General features: G+C 48.6%; 15 protein-coding genes. All 15 read right to left on the bottom strand.

What is annotated here, in order from left to right; genetic code table 11:
* Positions 1-4 precede the first annotated feature (4 nt).
* A complete protein-coding gene (locus Q9R23_RS01905; protein WP_035408850.1) occupies positions 5-799 on the bottom strand; it encodes a TIGR00282 family metallophosphoesterase in 795 nt (264 codons plus the stop codon).
* 49 nt (positions 800-848) lie between these two features.
* Positions 849-2,411: a ribonuclease Y gene (gene rny, locus Q9R23_RS01900; RefSeq protein ID WP_023467703.1), complete on the bottom strand. Its 1,563-nt coding sequence runs from the start codon at positions 2,409-2,411 to the stop codon at positions 849-851.
* Positions 2,412-2,604: 193 nt separating this feature from the next.
* Positions 2,605-3,648, bottom strand: coding sequence for a recombinase RecA (gene recA / locus Q9R23_RS01895; protein WP_195865458.1), 1,044 nt, complete (start codon positions 3,646-3,648; stop codon positions 2,605-2,607).
* A gap of 111 nt (positions 3,649-3,759) precedes the next feature.
* Entirely contained in the window at positions 3,760-4,992 is a 1,233-nt protein-coding gene (locus tag Q9R23_RS01890; protein ID WP_311246317.1) for a competence/damage-inducible protein A, read from the bottom strand.
* Between the two features lie 71 nt (positions 4,993-5,063).
* Positions 5,064-5,642, bottom strand: a complete 579-nt coding sequence (gene pgsA / locus Q9R23_RS01885) for a CDP-diacylglycerol--glycerol-3-phosphate 3-phosphatidyltransferase (protein ID WP_214855267.1) — start codon at positions 5,640-5,642, stop codon at positions 5,064-5,066.
* Between the two features lie 64 nt (positions 5,643-5,706).
* Positions 5,707-6,606 (bottom strand): helix-turn-helix domain-containing protein, encoded by a 900-nt coding sequence (locus Q9R23_RS01880; RefSeq protein ID WP_214855264.1) that lies wholly within the window; start codon positions 6,604-6,606, stop codon positions 5,707-5,709.
* A gap of 27 nt (positions 6,607-6,633) precedes the next feature.
* Positions 6,634-7,416, bottom strand: a complete 783-nt coding sequence (locus Q9R23_RS01875; protein ID WP_023467698.1) for a DUF3388 domain-containing protein — start codon at positions 7,414-7,416, stop codon at positions 6,634-6,636.
* A 94-nt stretch (positions 7,417-7,510) separates the two neighbouring features.
* Positions 7,511-8,215 (bottom strand): elongation factor P 5-aminopentanone reductase, encoded by a 705-nt coding sequence (ymfI, locus tag Q9R23_RS01870; RefSeq protein WP_214855964.1) that lies wholly within the window; start codon positions 8,213-8,215, stop codon positions 7,511-7,513.
* Complete coding sequence (yfmH, locus tag Q9R23_RS01865; RefSeq protein ID WP_231496875.1) at positions 8,215-9,486, bottom strand: EF-P 5-aminopentanol modification-associated protein YfmH; 1,272 nt, start codon at positions 9,484-9,486, stop codon at positions 8,215-8,217. Before yfmH ends, ymfI begins: the two co-directional genes overlap by 1 nt.
* Positions 9,483-10,736: an EF-P 5-aminopentanol modification-associated protein YfmF gene (gene yfmF / locus Q9R23_RS01860; protein ID WP_290786313.1), complete on the bottom strand. Its 1,254-nt coding sequence runs from the start codon at positions 10,734-10,736 to the stop codon at positions 9,483-9,485. Before yfmF ends, yfmH begins: the two co-directional genes overlap by 4 nt.
* Positions 10,736-11,284, bottom strand: coding sequence for a cob(I)yrinic acid a,c-diamide adenosyltransferase (locus Q9R23_RS01855; protein WP_035408870.1), 549 nt, complete (start codon positions 11,282-11,284; stop codon positions 10,736-10,738). The genes yfmF and Q9R23_RS01855 overlap by 1 nt, the downstream gene beginning before the upstream one ends.
* Before the next feature lie 33 nt (positions 11,285-11,317).
* Complete coding sequence (locus Q9R23_RS01850; RefSeq protein WP_311246316.1) at positions 11,318-13,045, bottom strand: ATP-binding protein; 1,728 nt, start codon at positions 13,043-13,045, stop codon at positions 11,318-11,320.
* Positions 13,042-13,764 carry a response regulator transcription factor gene (locus Q9R23_RS01845; RefSeq protein WP_214855255.1) on the bottom strand — a complete coding sequence of 241 codons (723 nt, stop codon included), beginning with the start codon at positions 13,762-13,764 and terminating at the stop codon, positions 13,042-13,044. Before Q9R23_RS01845 ends, Q9R23_RS01850 begins: the two co-directional genes overlap by 4 nt.
* A 171-nt stretch (positions 13,765-13,935) precedes the next feature.
* A complete protein-coding gene (ccsB, locus tag Q9R23_RS01840) occupies positions 13,936-15,102 on the bottom strand; it encodes a c-type cytochrome biogenesis protein CcsB (protein WP_035408879.1) in 1,167 nt (388 codons plus the stop codon).
* The gene (gene resB / locus Q9R23_RS01835; protein WP_081780387.1) at positions 15,099-16,646 is read right to left on the bottom strand and encodes a cytochrome c biogenesis protein ResB; all 1,548 of its coding nucleotides are present in this window, start codon (positions 16,644-16,646) and stop codon (positions 15,099-15,101) included. The genes ccsB and resB overlap by 4 nt, the downstream gene beginning before the upstream one ends.
* Positions 16,647-16,666 lie beyond the last annotated feature (20 nt).

The raw sequence follows: 16,666 nt of genomic DNA, 5'->3' as shown, positions 1-16,666 counted from the left end.
GCAATCAGTCGAAGAATACTGACTGATCCGTCAGATGAATCCGTTCAATCTTCGTTGCTTTTTTGGTTGTGTCATCGATATGAATCAAGACTCCATTAAGTTGTTCCCGTCCTTCGGCAACTTCAAACCGCGTTGGGAGCTGTGTCTTAAATTTTCGTAGGACATCTTCCTGACGCATCCCGAGCACACCGTTCAGCGGACCTGTCATCCCGACATCCGTGATATAAGCCGTTCCTCCGTCAAGAACACGCTCATCTGCTGTCTGGACGTGCGTATGTGTGCCAACGACAGCTTGTACACGACCATCGAGGTGATAACCCATCGCGATTTTTTCACTCGTTGCTTCCGCATGGACATCAACGAAGATCGCATCGACTTTTCCTTCGACTTCCGCAATCAGTTCATCAACGGTACGGAACGGGTCACCGAGAGGTGGTAAGAAGACCGTTCCTTGGACGTTGATGACGGCAATCTTTTTATTGCCTGCCTTGACGATCATCATCCCACGACCTGGTGTGCCTTCCGGATAGTTCGCAGGACGGATGATCCGGTCCGCGTCGTCAATCCAGTCAAAGATGTCACGGTTATCAAACGTATGGTTCCCCATCGTGATGCCGTGGAATCCGAGTTCGAGGAATTGATGATAGATCGACTTCGTGATGCCGCGTCCGTGTGCTGCATTTTCACCGTTGACGAGCATGACGTTCGGATTGTATTTCGCTTTCAAGCGTGCTGTGAATTGTTGCAGGATGTGTCGACCGGGTGCACCGACGACGTCTCCGACGAATAAAATCTTCATTGCTGTTCCTCCGTTCATTAAAAAAAGTGGCGGTCGCCCGCCACTCCACTTATTTCGCGTATTCGACTGCTCGCGTTTCCCGAATGACCGTGACTTTGATGTGTCCCGGATAATCGAGTTCTTCTTCGATTTTTTTCCGGATGTCACTCGCCATCTTGTGAGCCAGTACATCATCGACGACGTCAGGTCGAACGATGATGCGGACTTCACGACCCGCTTGGATCGCAAATGATTTTTCGACACCGTCGAACGATTCCGAGATTTCCTCGAGGCGTTCGAGACGGCGGATATAACTTTCGAGTGTCTCTTGACGTGCACCTGGACGAGCAGCAGATAATGCATCCGCAGCTGCGACCAAGACGGAAATGACAGATGTCGCTTCCGTATCCCCGTGGTGGGACGCGATCGCGTTGATGACGGTTGGATGCTCTTTATACTTCGTACCGAGCTCGACTCCGATCTCAACGTGACTGCCTTCGACTTCGTGGTCGATCGCTTTCCCGATATCATGTAGAAGACCCGCACGCTTCGCAAGCGTGACATCTTCTCCAAGTTCAGCTGCCATCATACCTGCAAGGTGGGCAACCTCAAGTGAGTGATACAGGACGTTCTGTCCGTAACTCGTACGGTACTTCAAGCGACCGAGAATTTTGACAAGGTCCGGATGAATGCCGTGGATTCCGACATCATACGTCGCTTCTTCCCCGATTTCTCGAATCCGCTCGTCGACTTCACGACGGGATTTGTCGACCATCTCTTCAATACGGGCCGGGTGAATCCGACCATCCTGAACCAATTTCTCGAGCGCCATTTTAGCGACTTCGCGACGAATTGGGTCAAAACCAGACAAAATGACGGCTTCCGGCGTATCATCGATGATCAAGTCGATCCCAGTCAAGGTCTCGAGCGTACGGATGTTGCGGCCTTCCCGTCCGATGATCCGACCTTTCATCTCATCGTTCGGCAAGTTGACGACCGATACAGTCGTCTCTGCGATATGTTCAGCGGCGAACCGTTGAATCGCAAGTGACAAGATGTTACGTGCTTTCTTGTCGGCTTCTTCTTTTGCTTTTTGTTCGATTTCTTTTTGAAGAATGGCTGCGTCGTGTAAAGCAGCCTGTTTCGTCTCATCCATGATGATCGTTCTTGCCTCGTCTTGCGATAAATTCGCGACGCGGACAAGCTCTTGACGTCCCTGTTCATACAGGTCCTCTACTTTGCGCTCTAGTTCTTCAGCTTGATGCTTCCGTTTCGCGATCTCTGCATCACGTGTATTGATTTGATCTTCCTTACGGTCGATAGCGTCAACACGGCGATCGAGTGTCTCTTCTTTCTGGAGCAACCGGGCTTCTTGTTTCGCTAGCTCTTGGCGACGTTCACGCAATTCTTTTTCCACTTCGTTACGAAGTTTGAATGCTTCATCTTTCGCTTCGAGTACTGCTTCTTTTTTCGTTGCCTCAGCCGATTCACGCGCACGTTCAACGATTTTGTTCGCTTCCGTTTCTGCGCCTTGAATTTTCGCTTCTGCAATCGATTTCCGCAAGAAGTAGCCTACGATGAATGCGATCAGCAAAGTGAGGAGAAGTATGACAATCCAAGTCAGTGTACTCATGGGTTCACCTCCCCTTTGCAAGGTGTTTCTTAGTTCATTTCGGTATTTCATCGAAGCTGTCTAAAAAACGTACATCTATATTGTAAGGATAGCACTCGTTCATTGTCAACGAACGGACGGGAAAGAATTCCACTGTTTTCCTCTTTTACACTAAAAAAGAGAGGATTCGCATGCGAATCCTCTCTGAAACGGTTTATTCAGCAAATAGATCTTCTGGTTGTTCTGCTTCGAAATCAACCGGCTCTTCGCGATCGACGAGACCGTGGTGTTCACGAATCAAACGTTCGACCTCTGCTGCGACTTCCGGATGCTCGACCATGTATTGCTTCGCGTTCTCACGTCCTTGACCGAGACGCTCTGAGTTGTACGAGTACCATGCACCACTCTTTTGAACGATATCGAGGTCTGTTCCGATGTCGATCAACTCACCGACCTTCGAAATCCCTTGACCGTACATGATATCAACTTCCGCTTGTTTGAACGGAGGTGCGATCTTGTTTTTGACGACCTTAATCTTCGTTTTGTTACCGACGACGTCCGTACCGTTTTTCAACGCTTCCGCACGACGCACTTCTAAACGTACAGACGAGTAGAATTTAAGTGCGCGACCACCTGGAGTTGTTTCCGGGTTACCGAACATGACACCGATTTTTTCACGGATTTGGTTGATGAAGATGACGATCGTCTTCGATTTATTCGTTGCACCAGACAACTTACGAAGCGCTTGGCTCATTAAACGTGCTTGAAGACCGACGTGTGAGTCACCCATTTCGCCTTCGATCTCTGCTTTTGGTACGAGTGCCGCAACAGAGTCGACGACAAGAATATCGACCGCACCAGAACGAACGAGTGCTTCCGCGATTTCAAGTGCCTGTTCCCCAGTGTCCGGTTGTGACAAGAGGAGCTCATCGATGTTGACACCAAGTTTGTTGGCATATGCTGGATCAAGCGCGTGCTCCGCATCGATGAATGCTGCTTGTCCACCTTGTTTTTGAACTTCTGCGATTGCATGAAGCGCTACCGTCGTTTTACCTGACGATTCAGGTCCGTATACTTCGATGACCCGTCCACGTGGGTATCCACCTGCACCTAGGGCAATATCTAATGTAATCGATCCAGAAGAGATCACTGAAACCTTCTGATCCGCATTTTCTCCGAGTTTCATGATGGAACCTTTACCGAACTGTTTCTCTATCTGGCGTAACGCCATCTCAAGTGCTGCTTTACGATCACTCACGTAGCAGGCCTCCTTTTAATTATCTTACTGAGATTATTGTACTTCTTTTGAGACCGAATGACAAGCATTTTACGAACATTTATTCGCATACTTGCACATTGACCAATTTTCTCACTCGGGTGCTTTTTCGAGATGTTTCAGTAGAAGGAAATAGGTATCCTTGACGGCGCGCAGTCGAATCATTCCTCGGTCGAACGATGGATATTGCCATTCGACGATGCGTGTTCCACGTGCGTCCGCAACAGCACAATAGACGGTTCCGACCACTTTTCCGCTGTTGCTCGTCGGACCTGCTTCCCCTGTCAACGCGACGGCGATATCGGATTGATACAGTTCCCGTACCCCTTCAGCCATCGCGATCGCGACCTCTTTACTGACAGCAGTATGCTCTCGTAACAAAACTTCCGGTACCGATAACACGGCTTGCTTCGCTGCATCATCATAGACGACGGCGCTCCCGCGCAACACTTGACTCGCACCGCTGACATCAACGAGACCACTCGCGACAGCTCCTCCCGTCAGTGATTCGGCGAGTGACAGTGTCAATCCTGCTTCTTGATACCGTTTCAGTACGACTTCCGGCAGACTCGTCTCGCCATATCCATAAAAGTACATGCCCACTTCAGCCAGTACGTGTTGTTCCAGTTCATCGAGCATACGGTCGGCTTCCTGTTGATCGAGTGCTTTAGCAGTCAGACGCAACCGGACTTCAGCGAGTTCCGCATAAGGGGCGACCGATGGATTGGTTGCTTCTTTGATTAACGTTTCCAGGCGATCGTTTAGAGCCGATTCTCCGATTCCGAAGAAACGTAGTGTTCGGGAACGGATTGTCTCTTGACCGAACAAATGACTGAAGTGATCTTTGAGGATTTGCTTCATCTCACGTGGCACACCGGGTAAAACGATATATTGATGGTGCTCCGTCTGCACCGACATACCGGGAGCAAGACCCGCATCATTGCGTAAAACCGTCGCGCCATCGATGACTAATGCTTGTTTCCGTTCATTGTTCGTCATCTCCCGTTGACGTGTCTTCAAGAATCCTTCGATTCTTTCGTACGCTGCTTGATCGAGAACGAGATCGCGCCCAAGCAGGTCAGCGAGCACCTCTTTCGTTAAATCATCTTCCGTTGGTCCAAGCCCCCCTGTGATGACAAGGAGATCCGCCCGCTGTTGCGCCTGACGGAACGTTTCCTGCATCCGCTCGCGGTTGTCACCGACGACTGTATGATAATGAACGTCAATTCCTGCACTGGCTAGCCATTCGGAAAGGTACTGTGCATTCGTGTTGGCGATTTCTCCAAGGAGAAGCTCACTTCCGACTGCGATGATTTCTGCTTTCATGTTGATTCCTCACCTTCTTGAAGTATAAGAAAAGACTGTTCGGTATGACGAACAGTCTAAATTGATCCAACTTACATGGATTTCGTAATTAACTTGATGTTTTTCGAGAAATACTCGACGCCTGAGTAGATCGTCAAGATAAGAGCAAGCCACATCGTGATATCTGCGAATGGAATGTTCCACATCGCAAAAACGATATCGTGCAATAAATACGCTGTAATCGATGTCAACTGGACCCAAGTCTTGGCTTTCCCAGAGTTTCCGGCAGCAAGAACGATGCCTTCGTCAGAAGCGACAAGACGCAGACCCGTGACTGCGAACTCACGGCAGAGAATGATGACGACGATCCAAGCCGCGACGAACTCAAGTTCCACGAGGTAGACGAGCGCAGCAGCGACTAACATCTTATCAGCAAGTGGATCCATGAATTTTCCAAAGTTCGTCACTAGTTTTTGTTTGCGGGCGATATACCCATCAAGCCAGTCCGTCAGTGAAGCAACAAGGAAGATGATGGCTGCAACGAAGTGTGAGACGGGAAGTTCAGCTCCTAGTACATCCCACTGTCCCCAGTTCGGATCAATCGCAAGTACGATGACGAACACAGGAATTAATAAAACGCGTAATACTGTCAATTGATTCGGTAAGTTCATGTAACGCCCTCCTCCTTCATTTCATATGTAGATGAATATGCCATCTAAAAGAAGGCACGCCGGTTTACGGCGTGGCTACTTTCTTCAGATAGATGTTTTGGACGAGAAGCGAACGGTTCAGTTTCAGTTCTTGGTCATTGACGACGATTTTATCAATCCCTTTAATCGAACCGATCCGGATCCGGATCAAGTCAGTCTTCGCGTCCTTCACGACGATCGGATTCGGATCCGACGCGTTGATGTGATCTGGCGCGAGTGCTTTTCCTTCAAGGGATGTATCACGCACACCAACGAATGGTGATGGAGAGGCATCTTTCTTGATTTGAATCGAGACACTCATCGTATCTTTCGTTGCGACTTCATAGGTGACATCTTGACCAGATGTCGACTTCGCAGCAAGCGCTTCTTTTTTAGGTTTTTCTTTTGTTTCTTCTTGTTTCGCCGGTTCTTCCTTCGGCTTTTCTTCTGTCTTCGCAGGCGCATCCGTTTCTTTACTCGGTGCGTCTCCTTGGTCGATCGTGACATCGTTTTGCTTCGGTGCAGACGTTTTTGCCTCTTCGTTACCGTCGAGGAACATCTGAAGTCCATAATACAAGGCAGCACCAATCGCAAAAATCAGCACGATGATGATGATGTTCGGAATCCAGCGCTTTGCAACGCTTTTCTTCGGTGCACTTGATTTCGAATACGTCGCGCGTCGTGATAATTCGACGACCGGTTGTGTCTCCGGTTCCGGAAGATCACGCTTATAGGTCGTGAAGACTTCGTCGACGTCAAGACCGAGTGCTTCCGCATATGTCTTGATGAAGGCCCGGGCGTAAAAAGCACCTGGTAATTGATCATAGTTGCCTTCTTCAATCGCGACGATGTAACGCTTTTGAATCTTCGTCGTCGTTTGAATTTGTTCGAGAGAGACGCCTAGCGCCTCTCGTTGTTCCTTTAAGTAGGTTCCGAGCTCGGTCATCGGTAACACACCTTCCATTTTTCATACTTATTCAAAGTTGAACCAATCATTTCCCCCATGGGAACGAGGCAGTTCAGTCACAATGATTTCTTCTGTCGTGTTGCGTAACTCAATGATGTAATCAAAATCATCCCACGTATATTCACTTGATTTGACGAAGGCATCCGGATGTTCGACGATTTTCGTCGCCGGTAGTCGCATGACTTCGCGTAAAATCTGCCAGTGCCGTTCATCGAAATTCCGTTGCGACACCAAGGCATCGATGATGTAGACATAATCCCCAGTCCGTTCGTCATCGAATAACGACGTTCGGACCGTCTGTTTGATCAGCGTCGAAGAAAGGAACAACCATTTCTTGTTCGCACTGACGCTTGCAGCGACGATCGATTCCGTCTTCCCGACTCGTGGCATACCGCGGACACCAATCAACAAGTGCCCATCCTGTTTGCATAGTTCTGCCATGAAATCGACGAGAATCCCTAAGTCTTCCCGAACGAAGCGGAACGTCTTTCGTTCATCACTGCTTTGATCGATATAACGACCGTGACGAATCGCGATCCGGTCGCGCAGTTTTGGTTTTCGTAGTTTGATGACCTCTATGGTTGACATCGTCTTGAGAATAGCAGCGAGTCGTGGAATTTGATCCGGTTGTTTCGTTTGGAGCAACATACCGCGTCGTTGATGATCGACACCATTGATCGTCACGATCGAAATATGTAACATTCCCATCAACGAAGCAATGTCCCCGAGTATACCGGGACGGTTGACCTTTAATTCATATTCGAGATACCATTGCTCGAACTCACTCACGCGCCCATCCTCCTCTATTGATACGATTATCCATTCCTCATGTTAAATGATTTTTTGAAAAATGAAAAGCATTCCTGAACTGAAATTCCAATGCTTACATCCACGCACCATCTATTTTAAGGATGGCTCCCGACACATAACTCGATTCTGGTTGCACCAAGTAACGGATTGCAGAAGCCACTTCCTCTACTTTTCCGAATCGTCCGGCAGGGATTTCAGCAATCGCTTCTGCCTTTTCATCCTCAGAAAAAATCGCGTTCATCGGCGTATCAATCCATCCTGGCGTAATCGCATTGATGCGTCCATGCATTGGTCCAAGTTCTTTACTGTATGCTTTGACGAAGCCCAGCTGTGCTGCCTTGCACGTCGAATAGGCAACCTCACCCGCGACACCTTGTTCCCCTAATACACTACTGATGACGACGATCGCAAGCTGCGACGTAAACGGTTTCGTCCGCGTCACCGTTTGGCTGATGCGCATCAACGCATCGACATGTATTCTCCAAAGTTCACTCATTGATGTTGCCGATTGATCGAGCAACAGACCGCTATAACTCGTTCCGGCACAATGGACGAAGGCATCGACGACAGGTAACGCCGTACAAAATGCTTGCAAGTCCTCATCATCCGCTAAATTCGCCGTCAAGATGTGGTGCTCTCCTTGCCACTCCTCTATCATCCGTTCCAAAACCGCTTGCTGTCGATACGTCTGAAGCACCAATTCATGTCCGGCGGCAGCAAGTTGTTTTGCTGCCGCAAGACCAATGGCGCCACTCGCACCGGTGATGAGGATTCGCATCACGCGTACGGTTTGACGATTGAGATCGCCCGGTTTTCAATGGCGAACAACTCGTCGAAACGGGCTTCGATCTCTTCTTTCGTAATCGAAGCAATCAATGTCGGAAGCGTGAACAGATTCGTACCGGCAAGTGCGTGACGCGAGAACTGATTCGCAATGAATTCCGGTGAATTCAAGGCACGGAGGAATTTCCCTTGCATCATGTTCCGCTTGCGCGTGACTTCATCTTCCGTGAAGTCAGGACGCGTTTGCAGAAGTGTCTCATATGCTTGGATAAACTTGTCTGGATCCTCTGTCTCCATGCCGAACGTCGCGAAGGCGAACTCTTCTTCACTCGAGTAATCAAAGCTGAACGTATCGTCGATCAGACCGTCTTCATACAATTCCAAATACGTCGATGATGTTTGATCGAATAAGAGGTGCAATAATAATTCACTCGTCAACTCACGACGGACTTGTGCTTCGCCGCGGACAGATTCGTCTTTGTAGCCGATCAATACCTTCGGTGTCTTGACGTCGAGCTCGAGTTCAAGACGTGGACGATGCACGCCGTGCGGTTCTTGACCGTAATCCCGTTCAATCGCTGGACGATCCGTATAATCCTTCTTCGCCTGGTTTGCTTTAATTAACGCTAGTGTCTCTTCCGGGTCGATGTTTCCGACGACGAACAACACCATGTTTGATGGATGATAGAACGTACGATAGCACGTGTATAGGTCATCGGCTGTGATTTGATTGATCGATTCCGGTGTTCCTGCGATATCGATTCGGACCGGATGCGTCGCATACATCGATTCGATTAGACCGAAGAACAGACGCCACCCTGGATTATCTTGATACATCTGAATTTCCTGCGTGATGATCCCCTTCTCTTTTTCAACGCTTTCCGGCGTGAAGTAGGGATCTTGTACGAAATCGATCAATGTCTCGAGGTTTTGTTCGATCAGTGACGTTGCTGAGAACAAGTACGCTGTTCGTGAGAACGAGGTAAAGGCGTTCGCTGAGGCACCGAGACGACCGAACTCTTGGAAGACGTCACCTTTTTCGGATTCAAACATCTTATGCTCGAGGAAGTGGGCGATGCCGTCCGGTACCGTGATCCATTCCTCTCCTTTTTTAAATCGTTGATCAATCGAACCATAACGTGTCGTAAACGTCGCATACGTCTTTTCGTATCCTTTTTTTTGCAACAGATAGACGGATAAGCCGTTATCGAGCTGCTCGTGGTATACCGTTTCGTCTGTATCGTGATAAGTCAGTTGTTCCATCATGCTTCACCTCGCAATAGATATACGGCATCTAGATCGATTGCCGCTGCTAATCGAACGACGTCTTCACGTGTCGCCGTCTCGATGATGTGGATCTCATCTTCAAGTGTCAGTCCACGCATCTTCGAACCATTCAACCAACCAATCAATTGCCCCGGCTGATCAAGAATTTGACGGCGCGCATTGATCAACATCGCCTTCGTCTGTGTCAATTCTTCATCCGTGAACTGTCCCGCCTTCAAATCAACGAGTTGCTCTAGGATGATTTTCTCGGCACGTTCCGCTTCTTTTGTGTCAACCCCTGCATAGACGTAGAGTGCACTGTTTAATGCCGCATATCGTGAAGCCGCATAATACGCGAGACTCTCTTTTTCACGGACATTCATGAACAGTTTCGAATGTGGGAATCCACCGAACAGACCGTTGACGATTTGCATCCGGATTGAATCGGCAGACGTCGGATCGACCGCTACCCGGTAACCAAGGTGCAGCTTCCCTTGTTTGATCGGTTGCGTTTCGCTCGACCGTTTCACACCGTTGACCGGTTTTTGTTCAGGGATGTAATGGCTGACTTTTTCTGAGTGCGATGGCAAGAAGGACAACGCATCTTCCATTTCCTCCTTCGTCACCTGTCCGACGACGAAGACATCGATTCGATCGTCTTCGATCATCGAACGGTATGTATCACGCAAGGACGATGGAGTGATCCGTTCTAGTTCTTCGATTGTCCCAAGCGATGGTAACGAGACGGCTTCACCTGGTGCCATCAATTCAAGGAGACGCTGCTGTGCGTAGCGCATCTTATCGTCGTACAGCGAGCTGATTCGTAAGGCATGCAGTCGCTTTTCTTGTTTGACGAACTGTTCGCGGAAACCACTTTCCGTCAAGTCTGGATACAGCACCATTTGCTCTAGCAATTCAAGTGCTTCTTTTAATAACGACGGGTGATGGACGAGTTCTCCACGGACGACATCAAGTTGGAACGAGATGACGTGCTCTTCTCCGAACTTCGACGCGTCCGCATAAAGCCCCGCATCATATAATGTCTCAAGTGGCTCACGTAATGCTTTCATCGACGGATAAGCAGCTGTCGATTTTTCCATGATGTATGGTAAAATCGCGCGGCTAGTCAGTGTTTTCGCCTCAAGCGGTGCTGAAAACGTGACGAGGATCGTCGTCGTCTTGAATTTATCGGTCGGAACGAGGTGGAAGCTCGTTCCTTCCTTTTTCCATGTGCTAAATGACTGACTCATTACTCTCCATCCTTTCGTTTGAACACATGCGCACTGCGAACGTATTCAATATCTGCTTTTTGGTTAACGGCATTCTCATAACGGGCTGCTGTAAAAAAGAAATCACTGAGCCGATTGATGAACGGTAACAAATGAGCCGCTTGGGGAACATCGATCATCGAACGTTCGACGCGACGGCAGACCGTCCGTGCCACATGCAATGTCGCGGCCGCTTCCGTTCCGCCTGGTAAGATGAACTTGTCGAGTGGTGGCGATAATTCCGTTAAACTATCAATCCAACTTTCTAAATCAACTGTTGCTTCCTGACTTAACCGTGATGGACGAGGTTCGACATACATCAAGTCACTGCCACAGTCGAACAACGCATGCTGGATGACCGTCAATTGTTCTCGTACTTCGATCGATGATGCTTTGGTCCGAGCAAGTCCGACGAAGCTATTCAATTCATCGAGTTCTCCCATCAAGCTGATCAATCGATCATTTTTTTTGACTCTCCCACCGACAAGGGATGTTTCTCCTTCATCGCCTGATTTCGTATAAATTTTCATGTTTTATTCACTCCTATAGCGAAAGGAAGCGACTCATAATGTTCGCTTCCTTTGTTTTTTTGGTAATCGGATTCGGAAAGTCGCTCCTTCTCCTAAGCGGCTGTCGACTTCGACCTCTCCACCATGAGCACGGACGACGTTCGCGACGATCGCAAGACCAATTCCTGTACCGGTCTTACCGCGCGTTCGTGCCTTGTCCGCCTTATAGAAACGATCAAAGACGAAAGGTAGATCTTCTTCCGGAATCCCGTCACCTGAATCGATGACGGATAATGTAATGTTTTCCCTATCTTCGTCAATCTTAATCTTGATTTCTCCGTTCTCCGTATAACGCAGGGCGTTTCCAAGAAGATTCGTCAAGACTTGTTCCATCTGATCCGGATCGGCATCAAATGTGATGTTCGGACCGGAAACCGAGAAAGTGACCTGCTTATCGCGTCCCATTTGTTTGAATTTCTTGATGACTCGCTGTGCAAACGAGACCGTTTCGATGGCTTCAATCCGTAACTCCTGATAACCGGCTTCCATCCGCGCGAGATCGAGTAGATCATTGACGAGACGGGACAAGCGTTGCGATTCATCATAGATGATTGATGCAAATTCTTTCGTCGCCTCGTCACTTTCCGTCATCCCGTCGACGATCGCTTCCGAATACCCTTGCAACATGACGAGTGGCGTCCGCAGTTCATGGCTGACATTCGCGACGAAGTCGGCCCGCATCTTCTCCAGTTGTTGTGCTTCCGTCATGTCGCGCAGGACAGCGACCGCTCCGATCTGCTCTTCTTGTTCGAGTAACGGACTGACGATGATGATGTAAAAGCGTCCTTCCCGTTCAAAAGAAACCGTCATCTCCGTCTCTTCCTTCATGACCGTCTGGAACAGTTCAATCAGTTCATCCGGTACGGGAGAACCTGCAAGAAATGCTTCAGCTGGTGGATTCGTCGCGAGTAGCTCACCTGATTTTGAGAACGTCAACACGCCGTCTGCCATACAGCGCAGAATCGAGGAGAGCAAATGCCGCTCCTTATCAAGATCCGTGACGTATTGATTGAGTTGGCTACTCATCTCGTTAAAGGCAAGCGCTAAGTCACCAATCTCATCACGTGAACGTTGCGTCAGGCTTTGATCGAATTTCCCTTCACCGGCCTCAACGACGGCTTGACGAATCGTCCGTAGTGGTGCGGTGATCCGTGTCGATAGGAAGAAAGCAAAGACGGTCGTCCCGATGATCGCTAACAAGACACAGAGCTGAATGATTTGACGTGCGCCTTCATTCGCTTGCTCGATATTCGTCAATTGTTCGATCAAGTAGATCGTTCCGTTGTCGCTATCCGTAATGAGCGGTGCTCGATACGCGAGTGCCGCCTTTCCATCGAAGGTCTCGTAATTACCGATTGCCGTCTCACCTTCTTCACCATCGATCGCTTTCCAGTTCTGACGTTCGAGCTCCTTGATGATCCGGTTCGCTTTCGCTTGTGAAATATTCGCTTCGACAGAATCGTCCTGGGTCTTCGCAATTAATGTCGCGCCATATATATCCGTGATTTCGACAGCAGTACTCGATCCTTCCTCGATACCGGAGTGCGCCTGAAAGACGGTCTCGACTTGTTGACCGAGCTTTGCAAGGTGCCCCCGCTCCTGTTCGATATGAAAAGAGTTGAAAAATTCAAGTAACAAGATCGTCAAGGCGATCAAGACGACCGAGACAAGCAATAGGATCGTGCCCCATAGTTTGATGACTACACTTTGCAACCATTTCATCGTCCGGTCGGACTATTCTCGAACTTGTATCCGACACCCCAGACCGTCGTGATCATTTGAGCAGCATTCGGAGACAAACGATTCAGCTTTTCACGCAGACGTTTGACGTGTGTATCGACCGTCCGAAGATCCCCAAAAAATTCATAGTTCCAGACTTCCTTGAGTAGTTGTTCCCGTGAGAATACTTTGTCCGTTTGTTTTGCCAAGAAATACAGGAGTTCATATTCTTTTGGTGTTAAATTGACTTCTTGTGATTCAACCGTCACGCGGTGTGCGTCATTATCAATCGTCAAATGTGGGAAGACGATGACATCTTTTGTTTTCGCATCCGTATGGAGGAATTTCGTTGCACTCGCTCGGCGAAGGATTGCTTTGACACGCAAAACGACTTCACGTGGACTGAATGGTTTGACGATATAATCATCTGCCCCCATTTCAAACCCATGGACGCGATTCGTTTCTTCACCTTTTGCCGTCAGCATGACGACCGGCGTCGCTTTCGTTTTCCGTAGTTCTTCACAAACTTGCATCCCGTCCATCTTCGGCATCATCAAGTCGAGGAGAATGACATCGTATTCTGTCTCAAGCGCCATTTCAAGCGCCGCCTCTCCATTGTCTGCTTCCTCGATCGTGAAATTTTCCCGCTCCAGATACATCTTCAACAGGCGACGAATTCGTTCCTCATCGTCGACGACTAAAATACGTGCTTCTTCTGACATGCTGTCTCCTCCTATAAACTAAACTCTACTCCTCTATCCTACTACTCTTTTAGTATACTATGAAACGAAAAGAATGGCTTGCACTGGCTGATTTCTCCTAAACGATACTCTTTTGTCAGAGAAACATGAAAAAGCAGCGGACCGTTTCCGGATCCGCTGCTTTTCTTTTCCTTATGCGTACGAGTGTAATCCCGCTACGACAAGGTTGACGAAGACAAGGTTGAACATGATGACAGCAAAACCACCAACACATAACCATGCTGATTTTTTACCAATCCATCCACGCTGGATGCGCATGTGGAGATAGAACACGTAGAAGAGCATCGTGATCAGTGCCCAAACCTCTTTCGGGTCCCAACCCCAATAGCGGCTCCATGCCATTTGCGCCCAAATCATTGCGAAGATCAATCCGCCAAGGATGAAGATTGGAAGACCGATCGCAATCGCACGGTAACTAATCTCATCGGCTGTTTCTAGATCAATCTTCCGCGCGATTGGTTTCAGACTCTCTGCGACACGCTTACGGAGAACTACGAAACGTAGCAACACATATAAGACGACCCCACCAATGACTGACCATAAGACCGTATTGACCTTATTCGCATTCAAGAAGTTCGGCAATTCAATGACGGCACCTGAACCAGATAAGACTTTTCCGTTCTCAGGACCTGTCAGAACCGGCATCGTGTATTCATGTGTCATCTTCGCACCATTCTTCGCGACGTATTCGATCGTTGATGCAGAACCTGTTGCTTTGAACAAGAGGCCGACGAGGATGTAACCAACGACACAAACGAGTGAGAACATGACGATTTCAAGCCATGTCCGTGTTTTCGATTCTTTATTGAAATCCGTCGCGTGGACCAGATAGAGCAATCCGGTCGCAAAACTGACAGCGAGAATCCCCTCACCGAGCGCTGCCGTCGTAACGTGGATTTTGAGCCAGACACTTTGAAGTGCCGGAATCAAGGGTTGGACCTCATCCGGGAACATCGACGCATAAGCGATGACGAGCAAGGCAACCGGCATTGCAATCAAGCCAAGGACATTGTTTTTATAGATGGCATAGACGATCAAGAATCCAAGGACCATCATCATACCAAAGAATGTCGTGTATTCGTATAAATTTGAGACCGGAACGTGTCCAGCACCCGCCCAGCGCGTAAAGAAATACCCTAACTGAGCAAGAAAACCGATGATCGCGAGCGTATAGGCGATCTTACCAGAACGTGTCGGACCTTTTTTACCACTCGTCGCAACAGCGAAAAAACCTGTACTGACGAGGTAGACGATGAATGACGTTAGGAGCAGATTACTGCTCAACTGAAGCATATTCATTTAGCTTCCCCCTCTTCCCGCAACTTTTGTCGGTCCTCAAGTTCTGGTAGACCAACTTCCGTCAACGCGAGATTGGCTTCTTTTTGAAGCCCTAATGCGTTTTTGTTTGTAAATCCAGCAATCTGAATGCGACCGTTCTTCTCACGTAACCAGAGACGACGGTGCGGCCAGTACATCCCGATCAATAGACCTGCCATGAAGATGATGCCACCCGCAAAGAGGAACGGGAGCGTCAAGTCTTTCTTGATTCGGACACCTGAGATGTTTGAGAGCTCCGTACCGGCAAACGCCATCTTGTACTGGTTCTCATCCCCACCGACATTCAGCTTGATACCAATCAAGCTACGCTCCCCTTTTGGGTGCTCCGGTGATTTGATATTAAAGACGAACGCCGGATTGACAGGACGTCCAGAATTGGTCGTCGGCTGTCCATCCTTGACGACGAAATCAGGCAAGAAATCCTTCAATTCGACATCATAGCCGTTTTTCAACTTGTAGGTCTCTTTTGGTTCACGTAAATCGACCTTGATCGTATCCACGACTTTACCTGTCTTTTGGTTGACGATGCTAAACGACATCGTCTTAAATTCTGGATCTGCCGCGTATTGTTCTTGGAAGACTTGGAAATCATCGAATTCGAATGGACGGTTGACTGCCGTCTCACCTGATTTGACTTCTTCGAGTTTCGGTTTGAAATCACTTGTCTCTCCGACTCTTTTATAGAGCGTCATCTTCGTGTCGTAGTTTTTCGGTACATTTCCGCCCGCTGCTTCAAGTGATTTCTTGAATTTCGCATCCACCTTCTCAGGATCATAAAACTCGATATTGAACGCCTCATTCTTCAAGTAATACTTGTTGTCTGTCGCCTCGATCGGTAATGTCTCTCCTTCACGTAGCCAAAGCAGTTCATCTTCATGCATGCCCGGTACGACCCGAAGCATCGCCCCTCCGAAGAATAGTACAAGACCGATATGGTTGATGTAAGGACCCCATCGTCCAAAACGTTGCTTTTCCGCTAAGAGCGCCCCGTCTTGCCGACGAACTTTATAGCCCTTTTTCTCAAGTAACGGTGCGATCGCATCGATTTTTTTGACGTCTCCAGTCGCTTCAGCGCCAAATCGCTGACCATTCATGAAACGGTCCGACTGGATGACCGGTTGTTTCTTCAATGCTCGGTAGAGCGGGAAGAAGCGGTCAATCGACACGATGATGATCGATAAGAGTAACAGTGTGATTAATCCGATGTACCACCATGATTCAAACAGGTTGTGGAATCCTAACGTATAGTAGATATCCCCTGCCGTACCGTATTCTTTTTGATAAAATTCTTCCGGTGGTGTTGCCTGCGGAATATACATCTCTTGCGGGAAGATCGTACCGACCCCACTCGCGATGATGATCAGACCGATCAGCCATAACCCGACCTTGACGGACGAGAAGAACGTCCATGCCCGGTCGATCCAAGATGGATTTTTACGTTTCGAACGAAGTTCTGCTTCCTCGTAACGCATGTCCAGTTGTTTAAAATCTTCTTGCTCCTGCATCCTTAAATCCCCCTTCGATG

It is taken from the genome of Exiguobacterium sp. BRG2 (genome assembly GCF_031844245.1).
Classification (GTDB): Bacteria; Bacillota; Bacilli; order Exiguobacteriales; family Exiguobacteriaceae; genus Exiguobacterium_A.
The sequence above is the reverse complement of the archived record's forward strand: the minus strand, read 5'-3'. Positions and strand labels throughout refer to the sequence as shown.